The sequence below is a fragment of the Saccharophagus sp. K07 genome, from assembly GCF_014336955.1.
GTDB lineage: Bacteria > Pseudomonadota > Gammaproteobacteria > Pseudomonadales > Cellvibrionaceae > UBA5868.
In genome coordinates, this window is sequence record NZ_QRAI01000002.1 from 335,411 (window position 1) to 351,796 (window position 16,386).

15 protein-coding genes are annotated in these 16,386 nt (G+C 48.8%); 11 read left to right on the forward strand and 4 right to left on the reverse strand.

Annotation, left to right across the window (positions count from 1 at the left end; genetic code table 11):
- Positions 1–121: 121 nt before the first annotated feature.
- Complete coding sequence (locus tag DWB84_RS08015) at positions 122–1,063, reverse strand: nucleotidyltransferase family protein (protein ID WP_222868090.1); 942 nt, start codon at positions 1,061–1,063, stop codon at positions 122–124.
- A gap of 139 nt (positions 1,064–1,202) precedes the next feature.
- Here DWB84_RS08015 and DWB84_RS08020 point away from each other — a divergent pair, with 139 nt between their 5' ends.
- Positions 1,203–1,937, forward strand: a complete 735-nt coding sequence (locus DWB84_RS08020; RefSeq protein WP_187409247.1) for a metallophosphoesterase — start codon at positions 1,203–1,205, stop codon at positions 1,935–1,937.
- 133 nt (positions 1,938–2,070) lie between these two features.
- Here DWB84_RS08020 and htpX read toward each other — a convergent pair whose 3' ends face one another.
- A complete protein-coding gene (gene htpX / locus DWB84_RS08025; RefSeq protein WP_187409248.1) occupies positions 2,071–2,952 on the reverse strand; it encodes a protease HtpX in 882 nt (293 codons plus the stop codon).
- A gap of 206 nt (positions 2,953–3,158) precedes the next feature.
- Positions 3,159–3,980 (reverse strand): glutaminyl-peptide cyclotransferase, encoded by an 822-nt coding sequence (locus tag DWB84_RS08030; RefSeq protein WP_187409249.1) that lies wholly within the window; start codon positions 3,978–3,980, stop codon positions 3,159–3,161.
- A 369-nt stretch (positions 3,981–4,349) separates the two neighbouring features.
- Here DWB84_RS08030 and DWB84_RS08035 point away from each other — a divergent pair, with 369 nt between their 5' ends.
- The 5 genes from DWB84_RS08035 (at position 4,350) to DWB84_RS08055 (ending at position 8,566) form a co-directional block, all read left to right on the forward strand.
- Positions 4,350–5,174, forward strand: a complete 825-nt coding sequence (locus tag DWB84_RS08035) for a class I SAM-dependent methyltransferase (RefSeq protein WP_187409250.1) — start codon at positions 4,350–4,352, stop codon at positions 5,172–5,174.
- A gap of 93 nt (positions 5,175–5,267) precedes the next feature.
- A complete protein-coding gene (locus DWB84_RS08040) occupies positions 5,268–5,780 on the forward strand; it encodes a hypothetical protein (RefSeq protein WP_187409251.1) in 513 nt (170 codons plus the stop codon).
- A 124-nt stretch (positions 5,781–5,904) separates the two neighbouring features.
- Positions 5,905–6,600, forward strand: coding sequence for a response regulator transcription factor (locus DWB84_RS08045; RefSeq protein ID WP_187409252.1), 696 nt, complete (start codon positions 5,905–5,907; stop codon positions 6,598–6,600).
- Between the two features lie 254 nt (positions 6,601–6,854).
- Entirely contained in the window at positions 6,855–7,217 is a 363-nt protein-coding gene (locus tag DWB84_RS08050; RefSeq protein WP_187409253.1) for a DUF2218 domain-containing protein, read from the forward strand.
- A complete protein-coding gene (locus DWB84_RS08055) occupies positions 7,214–8,566 on the forward strand; it encodes an MATE family efflux transporter (protein WP_187409254.1) in 1,353 nt (450 codons plus the stop codon). Before DWB84_RS08050 ends, DWB84_RS08055 begins: the two co-directional genes overlap by 4 nt.
- On the opposite strand, the gene DWB84_RS08060 is transcribed toward DWB84_RS08055, so the two are convergent.
- The gene (locus DWB84_RS08060) at positions 8,517–8,933 is read right to left on the reverse strand and encodes an NUDIX domain-containing protein (protein WP_187409255.1); all 417 of its coding nucleotides are present in this window, start codon (positions 8,931–8,933) and stop codon (positions 8,517–8,519) included. The two genes, DWB84_RS08055 and DWB84_RS08060, sit on opposite strands and share 50 nt — an antisense overlap.
- Positions 8,934–9,063: 130 nt before the next feature.
- On the opposite strand from DWB84_RS08060, the gene DWB84_RS08065 reads away from it, so the two are divergent.
- The 5 genes from DWB84_RS08065 to DWB84_RS08085 all read left to right on the forward strand — a co-directional run bounded on the left by DWB84_RS08065 (position 9,064) and on the right by DWB84_RS08085 (position 16,271).
- Positions 9,064–10,869 carry an IucA/IucC family siderophore biosynthesis protein gene (locus DWB84_RS08065; RefSeq protein WP_187409256.1) on the forward strand — a complete coding sequence of 602 codons (1,806 nt, stop codon included), beginning with the start codon at positions 9,064–9,066 and terminating at the stop codon, positions 10,867–10,869.
- Entirely contained in the window at positions 10,862–12,688 is a 1,827-nt protein-coding gene (locus DWB84_RS08070; RefSeq protein ID WP_187409257.1) for an IucA/IucC family siderophore biosynthesis protein, read from the forward strand. The genes DWB84_RS08065 and DWB84_RS08070 overlap by 8 nt, the downstream gene beginning before the upstream one ends.
- A gap of 90 nt (positions 12,689–12,778) precedes the next feature.
- Complete coding sequence (locus DWB84_RS08075) at positions 12,779–14,095, forward strand: AMP-binding protein (RefSeq protein WP_187409258.1); 1,317 nt, start codon at positions 12,779–12,781, stop codon at positions 14,093–14,095.
- On the forward strand, positions 14,092–15,381 hold the full coding sequence (locus tag DWB84_RS08080; protein WP_187409259.1) for a DUF6005 family protein: 1,290 nt from the start codon (positions 14,092–14,094) through the stop codon (positions 15,379–15,381). Before DWB84_RS08075 ends, DWB84_RS08080 begins: the two co-directional genes overlap by 4 nt.
- Positions 15,378–16,271: a sugar phosphate isomerase/epimerase gene (locus DWB84_RS08085; RefSeq protein ID WP_222868091.1), complete on the forward strand. Its 894-nt coding sequence runs from the start codon at positions 15,378–15,380 to the stop codon at positions 16,269–16,271. The genes DWB84_RS08080 and DWB84_RS08085 overlap by 4 nt, the downstream gene beginning before the upstream one ends.
- Positions 16,272–16,386 lie beyond the last annotated feature (115 nt).

Genomic DNA, 16,386 nt, shown 5'->3' on the forward strand with positions numbered 1-16,386 from the left:
CTCGAAATGAATATCTATGAATATGGAGCTATGCCAATTCAGCGCGCGGAATCCTAAATCCCCTCTCCCTGTGGGAGAGGGCTAGGGTGAGGGCATACGTAATTTATTCAGCTTGAGATTTTTAAATCCTTTTCGGAATCGCTTCCGTCCAGAGATTGGTTTCCGATGGCGTCATATTTCCGTGCGGCCATAAACGCGCGTCTTTAAATCCCATGCTTTGAATATCGTTTAAATATTGCTCGCGCGATAACAAGGTTCCACCGCAAATTTCTTCCATGGGCGGCGGAGTGTAGGATTCCTGTTCCAGACGTTTTAATAATTGCTGCATAACCCAGCGCGGAATCGCATCGCGATGTGCGGGATAAATCATGCCGAATAAAATCAGATGACTTAACAATAAACGCCAGTGAGGGGCGAAGCGTCGCATCAGTCGATTCCAATCCAATTGGTCCTCGCGCGCCAAAATCAAATGGGCAATATCAGCACCGTCGAAACGTTCACGTTCCATAATAAAGGCTTTCGACCAGATAATTTCTTCTGCCGGGCACACTTGTGTCGGTATGCCAAAAATATGGGTGTGCTCCGCATGCTCAAACCAAGCTTCGTCAACTTCCGCAACGCCATTGCCGGAACTGAAAACCAAATCGATAAAATCGCCGTTGTGATGCGCTTTGGCAAGCCTGTGTGGATAAGTCACTTCCGTCGGATATCCAGCTTGGGTCAAAACAAGGCTGATTTTTTCGTAATCTTTACGCGCAATAAAAATGTCAAAATCCTTAGTGTGGCGATTGATTCCCGCGTAATGATTCAATGCATAAGCGCCGCCCACCAAATACGGCAAATTTTCTCGATTGAGAATTTGCAATACGTCGCGATAAAAGCCGAGACTTTCTGGTGGTAGGTCGGGGTGTGCAAATTTTTTGTAAGAGGCCATTTTATTTTCTTTTTGTAGAGGGTCTTCGAGTTGTAGAGAATCAGTGAGAGAAAATCCTCCCGCTTCAAATTGATTCTCGGATTCATGAAGAAAAGAATTGCTCTCCTCAATGGGTTCTGCGTGCTGCATGATCGTCCTGCCCAGTAATAACCAATAATAAAAAGTCACTAAATTTAATTGAGCAAAACACGTGCCATTGAAAAGATCGAATTGTTTCAATGGTATAGATGTTGCAGTTTCTACTGCGTCCGTGCCGGTGAGGTGAGTCATGCCAAAAAAGACAATAAAAGTTGCGGCGGTAGGCGATTTGCATTGCACCAAAATGATGTCCGGCCAGCTGCACCCGTTGTTTGAGCAGGTAGCGGAAGAGGCGGACATACTTTTGTTATGTGGCGATCTCACCGATTACGGCTTGATCGAGGAAGCGCAGGTTTTGGCGGATGAGTTATCGATTGCAAAAATTCCAATAATTGCAGTATTGGGAAACCACGACTACGAATCGGACAAGCCGGACGAAGTTAAACAGGTGTTAACTGCGGCAGGTGTTCAAATATTGGATGGCGATGCGTGCGAAATTTCCGGAATCGGAATTGCCGGAGCGAAAGGTTTTGCCGGTGGTTTTGGCCGTCATGCGTTAGGTCCGTGGGGCGAGGTAGGCATTAAACAATTTGTAAACGAAGCTTTGCAGGAAGCGATGAAATTGGAAACCGCTTTAGCAAAATTGCGTACGCCGCACCGAATCGCTCTGCTGCATTACTCGCCAGTGATTGACACTGTGAAAGGCGAACCTGAAGAAATCTATGCCTTTCTCGGTACCAGTCGGTTGGAAGATCCTTTGGTGCATTATCCTGTGGATGTGGTTTTTCACGGTCATGCGCACCGCGGCACACCGGAAGGAAAAACCATCAATAATATTCCGGTTTACAACGTTGCTAAACCGTTATTACAGCGAGCCTATCCGGATAAACCGGCGTATCGCATAGTGGAGTTTCCGGCTTCGTAATTTAGGCGGAGCACGATCGCCCCCTCTCCTCTGGGAGAGGGGGCGAGGGCAATACCCTCGATTACTGTAGAAAAGCGCCCCTTTATTTAGGGCAATAAAAAAGGGGCCGAAGCCCCTTTTTCGTAAATTCCAATTAACGACCGCTTTCCAATGTGGCGATACGCACATCCAGCGGTGGGTGGGTGGCGAACAGTTCCATTAGCTTACTGGTGGCGCCGGAGGAGATCCCGAACGCAACCAGGGTATCGGGCATTTGGTTCGGCACTTCGGTCTCGGCTTTTAAGCGGCGCAGCGCGCTGATCATGCTTTGACGATCCGCCAGGGTTGCGCCGGCGTGGTCGGCGCGGAATTCGCGGCGGCGTGAAAACCAGGCGACGATCATGCTGGCGAGGAAGCCGAGAATAATTTCGGCAACGAAGGTTGCGATATAAAAGCCCATGCCGTGACCGCGCTCTTCTTTGAAGATTGCTTTGTCTACCACATAGCCGATGATACGGGCGAAGAACATAACGAAGGTATTAACGACACCTTGAATCAGCGCCAGGGTCACCATATCGCCATTGGCGACGTGGCCGACTTCGTGGGCGAGAACAGCGCGAATTTCGTTTTTGCTGAAGCGGCGCATCATGCCGGCGCTGACCGCGACCAATGCCGCGTTTTTATTCCAGCCGGTTGCAAATGCGTTGGATTGATCGGCGGGGAAAATACCGACTTCCGGCATTCCTATATTGGCTTTGGCGGCGAGCTCGCGCACCGTTTCCACCAGCCAGCGCTCATCGGGCGTGCGCGGGTTTTCGATGACATAGACCTTGGCGGACATCTTGGCCATCCACTTCGACAGAAACAGCGAGACAATCGCGCCACTGAAGCCAAAGACAGCACAGAAGGCGAACAACGCCCCCAGATCCAACCCCTCTGCCGTAAGAAACCGGCCAACCCCCAAAAGGTTAAGGGTGATACCAGCAACGGCGAGTACCGCCAAGTTGGTGAGCAAAAACAGACCTATGCGTAGCACAGAAACTTCTCCTGTAAAGTGAGTAATCAGTTGTGGGCGATTATGGGTATGCGCGCAGCAAATTCAACAGCACTGCGGAAATTTCAACGAAGTGAAACGTCAGTGGGCGTTGCAACGCGAACGCTTTGCCGCGATTCGAAACGCTATGACTTCTATCGCGCCCAAGCGTTCGATGGCCAAACATTCAACGAATGAAGATAAAGCGGTTAAGGCTGCTTGATGCGGATCCTGTAGCGGTTGGGCCACAGTTTGCCGGTGATCCAGAAGGAGTCTGTAGCTGCATCATAGGCGATGCCGTTGAGCACACTTTCTCCTGGTCGATGATTGTTGGCGCGCTCCAGTTCCGTCAGGTTCAAAATGCCGGCCAGGGATCCATCTGTCGGGCGAATGGCCAGCATATAGGGCGTTTGCCAGACATTGGCCCAGATAAAACCTTGGGCGTATTCCAGCTCGTTTAACAGTCTCCAGGATTGTGAGCCGCCGTGGACGCTGATGCGTTTTACCACGGAAAAGTCTTGCGGCTGGCGGAAGCTCAAAGTATCCGAGCCATCGCTGGTGATCAGATGTTTTCCGTCGTGAGTGATGCCCCAGCCTTCACCGGTGTACGTCAAGATGGTCTCCTGTGAGAGGCTCTGGGCATCGAACACATAGGCCTTTTCATTGTGCCAAGTGAGCATGTAGAGGCGCCCGTCGAACAGGGTGATGCCTTCGGCAAAAATATCGCGTGGCAGGGCGAGACGCTTTAGTACCTCACCATTATCCGCTCGGTACTGCACCACAAACGACTTGGCGTACAGCCCCGAGACTTCCGTGATCACACCGTTGTGCACCACCAAACCCTGGGTAAAGGTGTTGCTGTCGTGGGGGTGGGTTTCCAATATTTCGTAGGCGAGAGTGGCCGGGGCGGGATGGCTTTCCGATGCGCCGCAAGCCGCCAGCAGAAATAGGGCAAGGAAAAAAAACAGCGCTAATCGCCAAGAATGTTGATGGAATGATGGCGGTTTTTCGTTGGCGTTTAACAAGATCATAGGTAATAGCGAATTTATTCCATCGAGATAGCCACACGCGAAAGGCGATCGCCCACATGCGAATAGTCACACACGAATGCGAATAGTCACACACGAATGCAAAATAGTCACATGAAAGCCGCGTTGCGGTCCGCATCTGTATTGGCCGGAGTATAGCACCGGGTTTCCGGCTGATATGGCGGTGCTAGGTCGCGCAAGTGATCAAGGTCGCAAAACTCGCTCAGCTCGCGGAACGGCGCAAAACTTTTCTTTTCCTCGTTTTACTAACGAGGCGTCATATTTCGCTTCCTTCCGAAATAAAAGTTGTATATGCAAATGAGAATCTTTATCATTTAAGGCGGTGGTGCTGAAAATCTGGGGGGCGAGGAAATGACACCAAATCAAGCAGAACATCTGTTAACGCCTTTATTGGTGCGCGCAAATGCAGTGCATGCTTGGCCGCACTTGGGGTTTGTAGATCAAGCGGCTGAATATCTCGTCCGCAAGTTGGAATTGGACCGCTCGGACTTAAGCGAAAATTGTTTCGCAGCCAAACATCAGTTGGAATTGGAACGCTGTAAATGGATTGATCGGCGAGTTCTGTCATTTTTGGAACAATTCCCGCATGCAATTGGAGTAGAAGTCGGCGCGGGATTGAGTACGCGTTTTCAGCGTCTATCTGCCATCACGGATTGGCCTCGCTTTGCTTGGGCAGATATTGATTCCCCGGATGTTATCGACTGCGCCGATTTGATTTTTCCGCACACAGATAATTATCGATTGGTGGCGTGCGATGTTCTTAGGGACGATTGGTTGAGGAAAACTGGCTGGACCTCAGATTGTCCATTAATTGTGGTCGTCGAATCGTTACCAGGTGAAATAAATGATTTGCACCGCTTTTTGGTTCCGCTGATTGACGCGGCAACTCAGAGTAACGCTCCGGTCCATGTGATTTTGGATTACGTGAGTCCAGTTTTGCAAAAAATTCGTAAACAATTAAAGAGTATGCTCTATGGAAAAGCATGCAATGTTTTTATTGACGGACGACATTTGCTTGAAAAACTCGATTTGCACGCTGATGTGCTGGTCGAAAAAGATTTGGCTGCTGATGCGCAGGGCCCGTTGCTACATCGTTGGACGGCGAAGCTGTACCATCGTTTGACAGGAAAATATTTCTGGGGAGCGGTGGAATTGCGCATACGCGGCCGAGTATAGAGGGTCTCTGTAAAAAACAGCGGCCCTGAAATAGGCTGGTATTCCAGCGATCTGCTCCCGGCTAAACGCCTGGAGTAATGAGAGGGCGGCGATATGCACAAGTGCGAGTTTTACCGTGGCAGAACCCCTGCAGAATCCTTGCAGAGTGACGAAGCACAGGCTTGGCGCCTTTGGAATGCAACGGCGCGCCGCGCTGTTGCCGCCGCCCGACAAAAACGCACCGATGCAGAGAAAATCTATTGGCGCGTCGCCTTTGAAATTGCAGTGCTGCGCATGGAGTGCTGCAACGAAATTTTTAAACCTGTCCATGTTCTGGAATCTTTATCGGGTCTGGTAAATGGGTTTATTGCCGAAGGCAATTGGATGGCAGCGCGCAGTCTGGTGGATGAAGTGGCGGATTTTTTCCGCCGTAAAAGCATAGAGCTAGATTCCATGGCGGAAAAAATGATGCGTTTGATTGTCGCTCGGGTCGCTGCGTTTCAACGCGGACACGAAGCCTCTGTTATCAATAATGTTGAAGAATTATCCGTAGCTGCGGTAAGCCGGACTGAAAAGGTAACTCGGACTGAAAAATCACAATCTCGGTATATCAGAGCTAGTTCATAAAAGCCAGCAATAGACGCGTTTTGGCGCAAAGTAAATTCTCAACCTGTCTGACAGATTGAATATCATGGGATGGGCCCGCCGCTCGGCGCTGCCCGATTGAAAATCGGCAAACAGAAAAAACACTATGTCTCCTGCATCCGCCAACATTTTGGTGATCGATGAAGATCCGCGTTTGTGCGAACAATTGCACGAGGTTCTGCGTGAGCACGGACATCACGTTGCGCAGTGCTGCGATGGCAGCCGAGGCTTATTACAGGCTGTTTCTGAAAAATTCGATTTGATCCTGCTCAACGTGTTTCTACCGGGGAAAAACGGCTTGGAAATTTTGCGCGCAATTCGCAAATCCCGTTGGACACCAGTGATACTGCTCGGGCAAAGCATGGAGGGGCAATTGCGCATTCAAGGGTTTCGCAGCGGCGCTGATGATTTTGTCGAACAGCCTGTGTGTTTAACGGAGCTGGCCCTACGCGTGCAGGCCATTTTGCGAAGAACTTGTTCCGTTAAGGATTTGCGGGCGCCGGAAACCGAATTGCACGTGAGGGATTTATATCTGAATCGGCAGAATCTTCAGGTACTGGTGCACGAAAATCCGGTAGAGCTTACGCCAGTACAGTTCAAATTGTTGTGGTTCCTGGTAGCGCATCAGCATGAAGTCTTGCCAAAACCCTATCTGCATACCTTGGTGCTGGAAAAACCCTTCTGTCGCCATGATCGCAGCATTGATATGCATTTGAGCCGGGTGCGAAAAAAACTGGAAGAAGCCGGCCTGGCTCCAGATAGGGTGCAGACGGTGCATGGGAAGGGTTATTGTTTTGTTTAGTGTCGCACGAAGTGTCGCACGAAGTGTTGTGCGAATAGTGCTTGTTGCGGGAAATAATAATAGTGTTGCGCGAATAGCGCCGCATAAATGGCGTTGCGCGAAGTCAGTCGCAGAACAAACAAGACATTCAAGGTAAAACGTAAAGTTTTGTATCGGAAGGTTTTAGCTTTTATGCGTCGTCTGTATCTTTACCGCGTATTAATGCTTAACATGCTTTGAATTCGTCAATCTCGGTCTTTGTGTGGGTGCCGACCATGATTACTGAAACAGAGATACCTCCTAAACTGAAGCCGAACCGCAAGGAAAATACGGATTTTTTTCTGTACAGCTCAAGAGCAGAGTTTTCCCTTGCCGAGCCGCGCAAGCTTATGCGCCGTCTGATCAAACACTTTCGCCATAAAGTCCCGGCGGAGGAATTGACCGGCTTTTCCCTGATTCACTTTGCCGAAGGGGAAGCGACATTGCAGGCGGAGTCAGACAAAATCATCTGCAGATGCTTCTCCAATGATCAAAGCCAACTGCAGGAAATTGAAGATACTTTGGAACGCCATATTTCGCGAATGGGAGATGTAGTCGCACAATCCAATGGATGGCGGCGTGTCGAAGTGAGGTCATGACCATCAGCGAAGATCGTTTTGACCTGCTGCGCAATTTTTTCCGTTATTTGGTCCCATCAATTATTGCATTATTGAGTGTCTCTACCGCTGCTGTCGTAGATGGGCTCCTGGTGGCGCATTATCTGGGACCGGAAGCTGTCTCCGCTGTCAATTTGTTGATTCCGCCGATGACCTTGATGTTTGGTCTGAGCCTGATGTTTGCCATAGGCGGAGTCGTGAAATGCACCTATTACCGGGCCGAAAATAACCAGGCCTCGGCTGACACTATTTTTACCAATACTCTTCTGGTCGTTTTAGCTATTGCGCTGCTTCTCGCAGCAAGTGCTTTTGTATTGCGTTACAAGCTCTTTGCTATTCTCGGGGCAACTCCGGACGTAATCACTTTTTTGAACGATTATTTTTGTGTGCTTTTGGTGGGGGTGCCGCTGCAGCTGATTGCTGTAGTGCTTTACTACTTTGTGCGCGGATTCGGATATCCGCGCGCGGCCACTACTGCACTTTTATGCGGCGCGTGCATTAATGTGGTGCTGGATTTTTATTTTCTGGGTGTGCTTCGTTTGGGTATTGCTTCTGCCGCTGCGGCGACGGTTGCAGCTCAGATTACCCAATTTTTAATTTTGGGAATCATTATATATCGCCGTCAATTATTGCGCTGGCGACCGAGTTGGCTGCGCCTTAAAGAGACTTTTCACAGCAGTGCAAATGGTATCTCCGAATTCGTAAACGAAATTTCGGTGGGATTGGTAATAGGCGTGATGCAATGGATTCTAATTCGCCAGGATGGCGTAAACGCAGTGGCAGGATTTGCATTGGTGAATTATGGCCTGTTTATCAATGCCATGGTGTGTTGTGCGGTCGCAGAGGTGGTTTATACCTTGGCAAGTCAGAATATCGGCAGTGGACAAATACATACCGCACGCGCTTATCGGCGTTTGGCGATTGTCTGTGTTTTAGGGTTTACCTCAACCTTTGCCGTAGTGTTTGGCATGTGGGGGCCGAATTGGTTTTTATTTTTGGTGCCTGTGCATGCTGCGGATTACGCAGTGCAATATCTCGGTTGGTTGTGGCCCGTATTTATTCTGTGCGGCATCAATATGATCATTTCTGCGTGGTTTACCGGCTGCCGCAGAGTGATGGAATCCACCAGCATTGCCATATTGCGCAGTTTGATTTTACCGCTTGTGTTTGTCTGCTTTATTGTGATTTTTCAATTGGATCTACCTGCTGTAGCGGTTTTACCTGCTGCGGAAATTTGCACACTGATTGTTGCATTTTGGCTATTTGCCCGGTTTGGAAGTGTCACTTTGAGTGATTCAGGATACCGCGAATTGCCGCCAGTGCAGCAATAAACAGCGGATGCCATTCGGAAGGCTGGGGCGACTCTGCCAGCGGTTGCCAGAAAAATTCAAAATAATGACCGCCGTCATCGGAGCAAAAATGCCGCCACCGATCAGGAAGCTGATCGCCGTTTTCCATCAAACAGAACGCCCATGTCGGCGTCGCCTCAGGTGTCCATTGCCACAACTGCAGAAATTTTTCGCACTGCAAATTTATACCAGCTTCTTCCCAAAGCTCGCGCACACTCGCCGCTTCCGGTGTTTCACCTTGTTCCATTGTCCCTTTTACCAACTGTTTTCCAGCAATGGGATGCCGGAATGTCAAAATTTGCAGTTCGCCTGATATGCGTCGCAAAACAACTAGACATGCTTTATTCATAAATTAGCGCGCTCATAAAAGTCGAATACTCCGCTTCTGTCCGCTTAATTGCAACAATTGTAAAAACAACTGCAGTTGAGAATCGTTATCATGTAGGGTTCTTTTAAACCTGTTAAATAAAAGGTGACCTATGTTGGAGCAGGCGCGAAAGATTGCTGAGGCGGCGTCCTTTCAAGCATTTATCAATGGGTATCTCCGCGAGATCAATGCTGGAAAAATGTGGAATGTTCGTGAATGGCTGGAATTCAACACTACGCCAACATTGTGTGGTGAATTTTTAATTGAGCTGGAACTGCCAAAGCAAGGCCAGAGTTTAATTTTGGATTTGGCTTATAAATCCACTGTTGGATGCCACACTATCAATGCAGTTTATGGCTGCTTGGATCAAAGCAAATGGAGCCGGGTCGGTTTTTGGGATGCAATTCAGCTATTGGTCACAGAAATATATGCAGTTGAAGCGGTCACAGATCCTCTCGGCTTGTGTCAGCAGGAATTGGTTAATCGCCTGGAAGACAGCCTGCAAAATATGATGGTTTATTTTGCCAATAATCCGCATCCTGTAAATCCTTTGGAAAATTTCTGCATTGCCGAGCAAAGTTTGTTGTGCGGTCACTGGTTGCATCCGACGCCCAAGAGTCGCCAGGGAATGCAAAACTCACAACATCGTTTGTTCGCGCCGGAATTGCATGGTGAGTTTCACCTGCATTATTTTGCAGTTGAACACGAGCTGGTGCGGTGGGAAAGCAATGAGGTAAATCCCGATCCGATCGCCATATGTTTGGCTGCGGCGGATTGGCCTCTGGAAATACTGGAGGAAAACGAAGTGCTGATTCCAGTTCACCCTCTGCAAGCGGAGTGGCTGCTGCATCGAGAGGATTTAAAACCCTGGTTTGCCAGTGGGCGCATTCGCAGTTTAGGTAAGGTCGGTAATGTGTTTACTGCCACATCTTCCGTGCGCACTGTATTCCAGGAGCAATTTCCTTGGATGTTCAAATTCTCGGTGCCAGTGAAAATCACCAATTCATTCCGCCAAAATAAAAAACACGAGTTGTTGGCTGGCGTAATCATGAGCCGTTTGTACGAGCGGATCGGCTTTTCGCGGCAATGGCCCAGCTTTCAACTGATCAGCGATCCTGCCTTTATAACAGTGGAGTTGCCCGGATTTAAAGAATCCGGTTTTGAGGTGATTATTCGCCGCAATCCGTTTATGGATAACGAAGGGCAGGGCAAAGTAACTCTGGCTGCTTTGTTGCAGGATAACTGGTCCGCCGAATCCAAAACCAAATCCCCGCTACAAAAATTGATTCGTGATATAGCAGAGAAAGAAAAGCGCAGCGAGCTGATGGTTGCGCATGACTGGTTTGATCAATATTGGAATTGTGCGATTGAGCCGCTTTTGATGTTGTTGGATATTTGGGGTATCGGCTTGGAAGCCCATCAACAAAATAGTTTGATCGATGTTTCCAAAGGTTATCCTTCTGCCTATTACTATCGCGATAACCAAGGATTTTATTTGGCAGAATGCGAGCGCGCTAAATTGCTGGATTGTCTGCCAGAGCTTGATTGCTGCCCCGAGCTATTCTACGAGCGGGACATGATATTGAATCGTTTGACTTATTACCTCATCGTCAATCATTTATTTGCTGTGATTTATCGACTCGGCCGCGACGGTTATGCCAATGAGCAACACTGGCTGGACATAACGCAGAAAAAATTGATGCCTCTGCAAGCGCGTATGTGCGGGCTGGGATATGAGTTTATTGGGCGCTTGTTGACCAAGGACACATTGCCAACCAAAGCCAATTTGCTTACTCGTATCAAGGATATAGACGAATTGGACGCCGATATGGAAATGGCGGTATATGTCACGCTCAGCAATCCATTGCGAATTGCCAATGGTATGCGCCGTAAAGAGTATGAGGTGGAGTATGCCTGATTCCGTGGCTATAACGTCGATCAGACGTGCATCCGCGATTTCTGCACCAGCGACCTTTCAATTGGGTAAGCAGAAAACAGCAGACGTGCCAGCTCTAGAGCGTGTTGTTCGCCAGTTGCTGGAAGCCTTGCTATTCGAACGCTGTATCGAGCATGTGTCTGTCAAGCGCAGCCAGGGCGATGGTCACGTTATTTATTTTTCGCTGGGAAAACACGATTTTGTGTGCACTGGAAGAATTGGCGGATTCGATCGACTGCGCCTGGATATGACAGAACTAGCTGAGTTGGATGGCGGTAAAAAACAACCGGTGGCATTGGATGAAATGCTGATGTGGATCTTAAGAGCCGCGCCAGGTGATGCCAATGCAAAAAATCACCTGTTGGATGAACTACTGCAATCCATATTTTGGCTCGAATGGACTCGCCGGAATCTCCCGCCCGTGCCGGCGCGACAAAATCTCCTTTTTCCTTATCTGGAAACCGCCTTGCGCGAGGGTCATCCCTATCACCCTTGCTGTAAAACCCGCACGGGATTTAATGCGGACGATCAGCTGCGTTACGGCTATGAAAGTGCAGAGCCCTTCCAGATGCAATGGTTGGCCGTGCCCAGATCCAAAATCGAATTTCGCGCATGTGACGCAGAAGGAAGAGATATAACGTTGGTAGAATTTGCGGCTAAGCAAGTGCCGGCAGAAGTCTTGCGAGCAATGAAAGCCTGCAACCTGGATTTAGCGCATTACGCAGCTGTTCCGGTACATCCTTGGCAATGGAAAAATAGCCTCGCGCCCGGATTGAATACACATCAATCCGCTTTGATTTCACTTGGTGAAATGGGTGATTACTACCTGGCTTCGCAATCGCAGCGGACATTGATGAATCTCTCTCAGGCGGGATCACCTGATGTGAAATTGCCGCTGGATATAGTTTGCACTTCGTCGCGACGTAATTTGCTCAGTCACGGTATTTGCACGTCGCCGGTGATCTCCCAGTGGCTTTACAACCTTGTCGCGGACGATGAATTTTTTCGCGATCATCCGCTGACAATTTTGCGGGAATTTGCCGGAATTAAAGTTGATCAATCGATTTATGCGCCCGAAGACGATCCGGGAATCAGCCGTTTATCTGCAATCTGGCGCGAAAATGTCATCGAGCATTTGCACTCGGATGAACAGGCAGTGCCAGCGACGGCCATTTTTGCAGAAGAATCTGACGGCTCTCCTTTTATTCATCCGTGGGTGACGCAATACGAATTGCTTCCCTGGTTGCACCAGTATTTTCGTGTGTTGATATTGCCTGTATGGCACTTGCTGATGGGTCATGGAATTGCACTGGAAGCCCATGCTCAAAATGCTGTTTTGATTGTTCGCAATGGCTGGCCGGTCCGTTTAGCTTTGCGGGATTTTCACGAAAGTCTCGAATATAACCCGGATTATATTGCTGAAACGCATAGGATTCCGGATTTTGCCTCGATGAATCCAAGATATCGGAATGCGACGTCCAATCAATTTTATTGGATGGATTCGATTGAAGCCCTGCGTGAATTGGCGATGGATACCTTGTTTGTCTTCCATCTCTCAGAGTTGGCCGATATCTGTTATCGCCATTATAACCTTCCAGAGGCAAACTTCTGGCAGATGTTGCAAGCATTGTTAAATGACTATGCACGGAGCGGACATTGCAGTGACAAAAGGTTGCAGCGTGTTGATTACACCGCGCCTTTGATCCGCACGGAATCCCTTGTGCGAAAAAAACTGAGGACTGCTCCAGTCGCTGAAGAATATCACCACCTGGTAAGCAATCCGTTCGCTGAACACTATTAACTATAAGTCATCTCAAAATCAGCCGAGCATTGTCGGCGCCAAGATTTTGGTGCAGGTATTTTTGAGATCGCATCTAAGCGGATTCTATTTATGCTACGTATCGACGATCATTATTTTTGTAGCGAAGATTTAATGGAGTTTCATAAAAAAGTTGCCATTGAATTTTCAGCGATTGATTTTTATTCCTATTCAGCAAAGCGAATCGCCGTTTGCACGCCGAACATGGTGGAGTGGCTTGCGCTGGTTTTATATTGCAAAGAGCGCGGCCTCAGTATTGCGCCTGTGCATCCGGATACACCTTTTTCCACTGCATTACTGAAAGCGGAATCTATGAAGTGTGACGCTTTGTGGTGGCAAAACATTGACGGTTTGCAGCTAATTGAGCAAGCCGACAATAAAAACACAAAAAGCCGCAAAAGTGGGATGATTCAGATGAGCTCCGGCACCACAGGTGCGCCCAAAATTATCGAGCGCAGTTGGGCGGAAATTGACGAAGAAATTGCCGCATACAATGCAATGCTGGGGCTTTCGCCAGATACAACACCAGTTCTGGTGTGTTCGGTGACTCATTCCTATGGCTTGATCTGTGGTGTTTTAGCGAGTCTGGCGCGAGGTGCTACGCCCCATGTGCTGACGTCCTGGAACCCAAAATATGCGCATCGCATTCTATCGAATTATGCAGATGCCATTCTCTACAGCTCGCCACCGTTTATCCATTCCATTATCCAAATGTTTCCGCAACCGAGCTTCCCGTACGCCGTGATGACATCCGGCACTCTGCTGCCGGAATCCTGGTTCGTTACCATGAAAGCCAGATTCCGGCATTTTTTTCAGCAGTACGGCTGTTCCGAAATCGGTTGTACGACTATCGCTAAAAATCCACGCAGCGGCGACATTATCGGCCGACCGTTGCCTCATTTATGTCTCACGACTAATCCAGATCAAAACAGTTTGGATACTCCGGCAGAACTCGTGGTAGTGGCGAAAGGTAAAATCGTGCACACACAGGATTTGGTATTTCAGGATAAAGACGGGGATTGGCATTTTGTCAGCCGTTTGGACGATACCATTATTGTCTCCGGCATCAATGTTTATCCTCAGGAAGTGGAAAATGGTATTGCGCATTTGCCGGGAATTGAAGAGGTTGTGGTATATCGCAAAAGCGATGATTTGGTAGGCCAGCGTGTTGCGGCGGTTTATGTGGCTTCGCGGGAAATTCCGCAGCCTGAGTTACGCACGTGGTGCACGCAATATTTGGCTCGCCATCAATGGCCATCTTTTTGGCAGAGGGTGACCAGCATCCCTCGAATGAACAATGGCAAAATCAGCCGGCGGATGTTGGCGGAAATGGATCTTGCTCCTTATCTGGTTAGCTCGGAAATACAAAAGCGGGAGACCATCGTATGAATTTTTATGAGCCAGCAGATGTGCAAAGCAAAATCGCTGCAGTGCTGTTGCAGCGCTTCGCCATAGGTGATGGAAAACATGTAGCCGGTGAAACCGATTTTTTGCTGGATCTCGGGCTAGATTCCATGCAAATGGTGCAGATTCTGGTGGATCTGGAAATGCAGCACGGTATCCAGGTGCCGGAATCTGCTTTAAACAAGGATGATTTTTCCAATGTTGCGACTTTGGTAAAAAAACTGTGTTCGATTCCACAAGAAGGGGTCGCCGATGTTAGTACGGTGTCACAGGAAGAACTGGATATCAAAGTACATTGCGTTGTCAGTTGCCTGTGCAATGCTTTGAAACTACGTGGCATAGATCATCGCCCTATGTATTTTGGAGTTTGGGATGCCGAGATCTTTATTGATGAGGCAGGTTTTCTTAGTTATCACTCCAATAAGGTAGACCACGAATTTTTTATCCGCTGGTACGAGCAGTTATACGGTATTTCGGTGGAAAGTTGGTATGACCCTGGACGTTCGCAAAGAGCCAATCTGGAACATTTGAAAAGCCTTTTGCAAAATCGCCAGGTGGATGAATGGATCATGGTCATGCTCGACTTGTTTCAATTGCCTGAACGGGAAAACAAATTTAACAAAAATCCGTTTCCTCATTATGTGATGCTGGAAAATCTCGACGATCCGGAAAAAATATGGATGTGGGATCCGGATTTTCGCTGGCAAGGCGAGCTGGATAAATCCCGCGTATTGCATGCCATTTTGCAACCGTCGGTTGCAGGTGGCTATAGATTTCGCTCGCATCAGGCCCGCACACCCAAGCCAGCGGACGTACTCGCTTATTTCTATTCCTCAATAAAATTTAATGACAACCCCATGACCGACCGAGTGCGCGATGTAGTGCGTCTGCATCGGGAAAATCCTAAGCGATTGACTGATCTTGGCAAAGCGCTGCGCGAATTGCCTGTGCTGGCGATTCGCAAATATGCCTATGAACATGGGTTCGCTTTTTTCTGGCGGGACCTGCAATTGGAGCCGGCGATTTTCGAATCCTGGTGCGATGAAATCGAGCGTTTGGTCAAAACCTATGACAAAGTTCAATTTGTCGCCATGAAATATGCGAGTCAAAAGGATTTGGATGATCTCGCTCAATTGCAGCAGTTATTGGATGAGCAGGATCAGCGGGAATTTTCCATTAAAGCAGGATTGCTCGAAGTCGCCCGTCGCTGGCAACAAAAATACGGTCTGCAATGGGGCGATAAATATTCCTCCAAGGAGGCCGCGTTATGATGGAACTGTCATTGTGTACCATCAGTTTTCGCCACCAATTGATCGCTTTGCCTGATATTGCCAGCTGGGCCGCGCAAGCCGGATTTCAAGCAATTGAATTGTGGGGTGTACACGCGTTTCATCTCAGTGATCAGCTGCACCTGGATGCCGCTTGGCTGAATGAAGAACACGGTCTACGAGTATCCATGCTGAGCGATTATTTACCTATGGATGGCGACGAGCGCGCAGCATTGACGCGGATGCGCAGTTTGTGTCGCCTGGCGAATCACTGGGGTGCGCTCAAGGTGCGCACCTTTGCTGGCAAACTTGCCAGCCATCAGCTAAGCAGAACGCAGTACCAGGCTCTGGTTGGGAGAATGCGTCGTCTTTGTGATGTTGCTGCCGAACATCAGGTGTCTTTATTGGTTGAGACGCATCCCGGGACCTACGCGGATTGCACTCCTACAGCACTGGAATTGATGGGCAATGTGGATCACCCTGCCTGCGGGCTGAATTTTGATGTGCTGCATTTGTGGGAGGCGGGTGAGGATCCCGCAGAAAGCTGGAAAGTACTTGCTCCCTACGTCAAACATCTCCATCTGAAGAATATCCGGCAGCGCGAGCTGCTGCCGGTATTTGCGCCTCACAATGTGTACGCACCAGCAGGCTCGCGCGAGGGCATGGTACCGCTGTTTGCCGGCGCCTGCGATTATCGGGATTTTTTCCGCCGCTTGCCGCGCGACCGTTTTTATCAGGCTTCGCTTGAATGGTTCGGAGGGTTTTGCAAAAGCGTTTTGAAATATGATTGTTGGGACGTTCACCAACAATTTGGCGATCGCGAAACTCAAATAATTAAGAATCCTATGTCGCATAACAAACATATAGGCATACCCAGCAGAGCAGCCAACTAGTGAACTTTTGGCAAAGATTGCAATCGATCTCCAAAAGCTTACAAAGTTCTCTCGCTCAGCGATCCGCCAGGTAACATTGGGGGTTTGGGTTGTCTTCCGCTAACACCTTCTTTTG

What these genes read in the sequence shown, in the direction of transcription:
- DWB84_RS08015 (WP_222868090.1), bottom strand. Translation starts at nt 1,063, where the DNA reads ATGCAGCACGCAGAACCCATTGAGGAGAGCAATTCTTTTCTTCATGAA.
- DWB84_RS08020 (WP_187409247.1), top strand. Translation starts at nt 1,203, where the DNA reads ATGCCAAAAAAGACAATAAAAGTTGCGGCGGTAGGCGATTTGCATTGC.
- DWB84_RS08030 (WP_187409249.1), bottom strand. Translation starts at nt 3,980, where the DNA reads ATGATCTTGTTAAACGCCAACGAAAAACCGCCATCATTCCATCAACAT.
- DWB84_RS08035 (WP_187409250.1), top strand. Translation starts at nt 4,350, where the DNA reads ATGACACCAAATCAAGCAGAACATCTGTTAACGCCTTTATTGGTGCGC.
- DWB84_RS08040 (WP_187409251.1), top strand. Translation starts at nt 5,268, where the DNA reads ATGCACAAGTGCGAGTTTTACCGTGGCAGAACCCCTGCAGAATCCTTG.
- DWB84_RS08045 (WP_187409252.1), top strand. Translation starts at nt 5,905, where the DNA reads ATGTCTCCTGCATCCGCCAACATTTTGGTGATCGATGAAGATCCGCGT.
- DWB84_RS08050 (WP_187409253.1), top strand. Translation starts at nt 6,855, where the DNA reads ATGATTACTGAAACAGAGATACCTCCTAAACTGAAGCCGAACCGCAAG.
- DWB84_RS08055 (WP_187409254.1), top strand. Translation starts at nt 7,214, where the DNA reads ATGACCATCAGCGAAGATCGTTTTGACCTGCTGCGCAATTTTTTCCGT.
- DWB84_RS08060 (WP_187409255.1), bottom strand. Translation starts at nt 8,933, where the DNA reads ATGAATAAAGCATGTCTAGTTGTTTTGCGACGCATATCAGGCGAACTG.
- DWB84_RS08065 (WP_187409256.1), top strand. Translation starts at nt 9,064, where the DNA reads ATGTTGGAGCAGGCGCGAAAGATTGCTGAGGCGGCGTCCTTTCAAGCA.
- DWB84_RS08070 (WP_187409257.1), top strand. Translation starts at nt 10,862, where the DNA reads ATGCCTGATTCCGTGGCTATAACGTCGATCAGACGTGCATCCGCGATT.
- DWB84_RS08075 (WP_187409258.1), top strand. Translation starts at nt 12,779, where the DNA reads ATGCTACGTATCGACGATCATTATTTTTGTAGCGAAGATTTAATGGAG.
- DWB84_RS08080 (WP_187409259.1), top strand. Translation starts at nt 14,092, where the DNA reads ATGAATTTTTATGAGCCAGCAGATGTGCAAAGCAAAATCGCTGCAGTG.
- DWB84_RS08085 (WP_222868091.1), top strand. Translation starts at nt 15,378, where the DNA reads ATGATGGAACTGTCATTGTGTACCATCAGTTTTCGCCACCAATTGATC.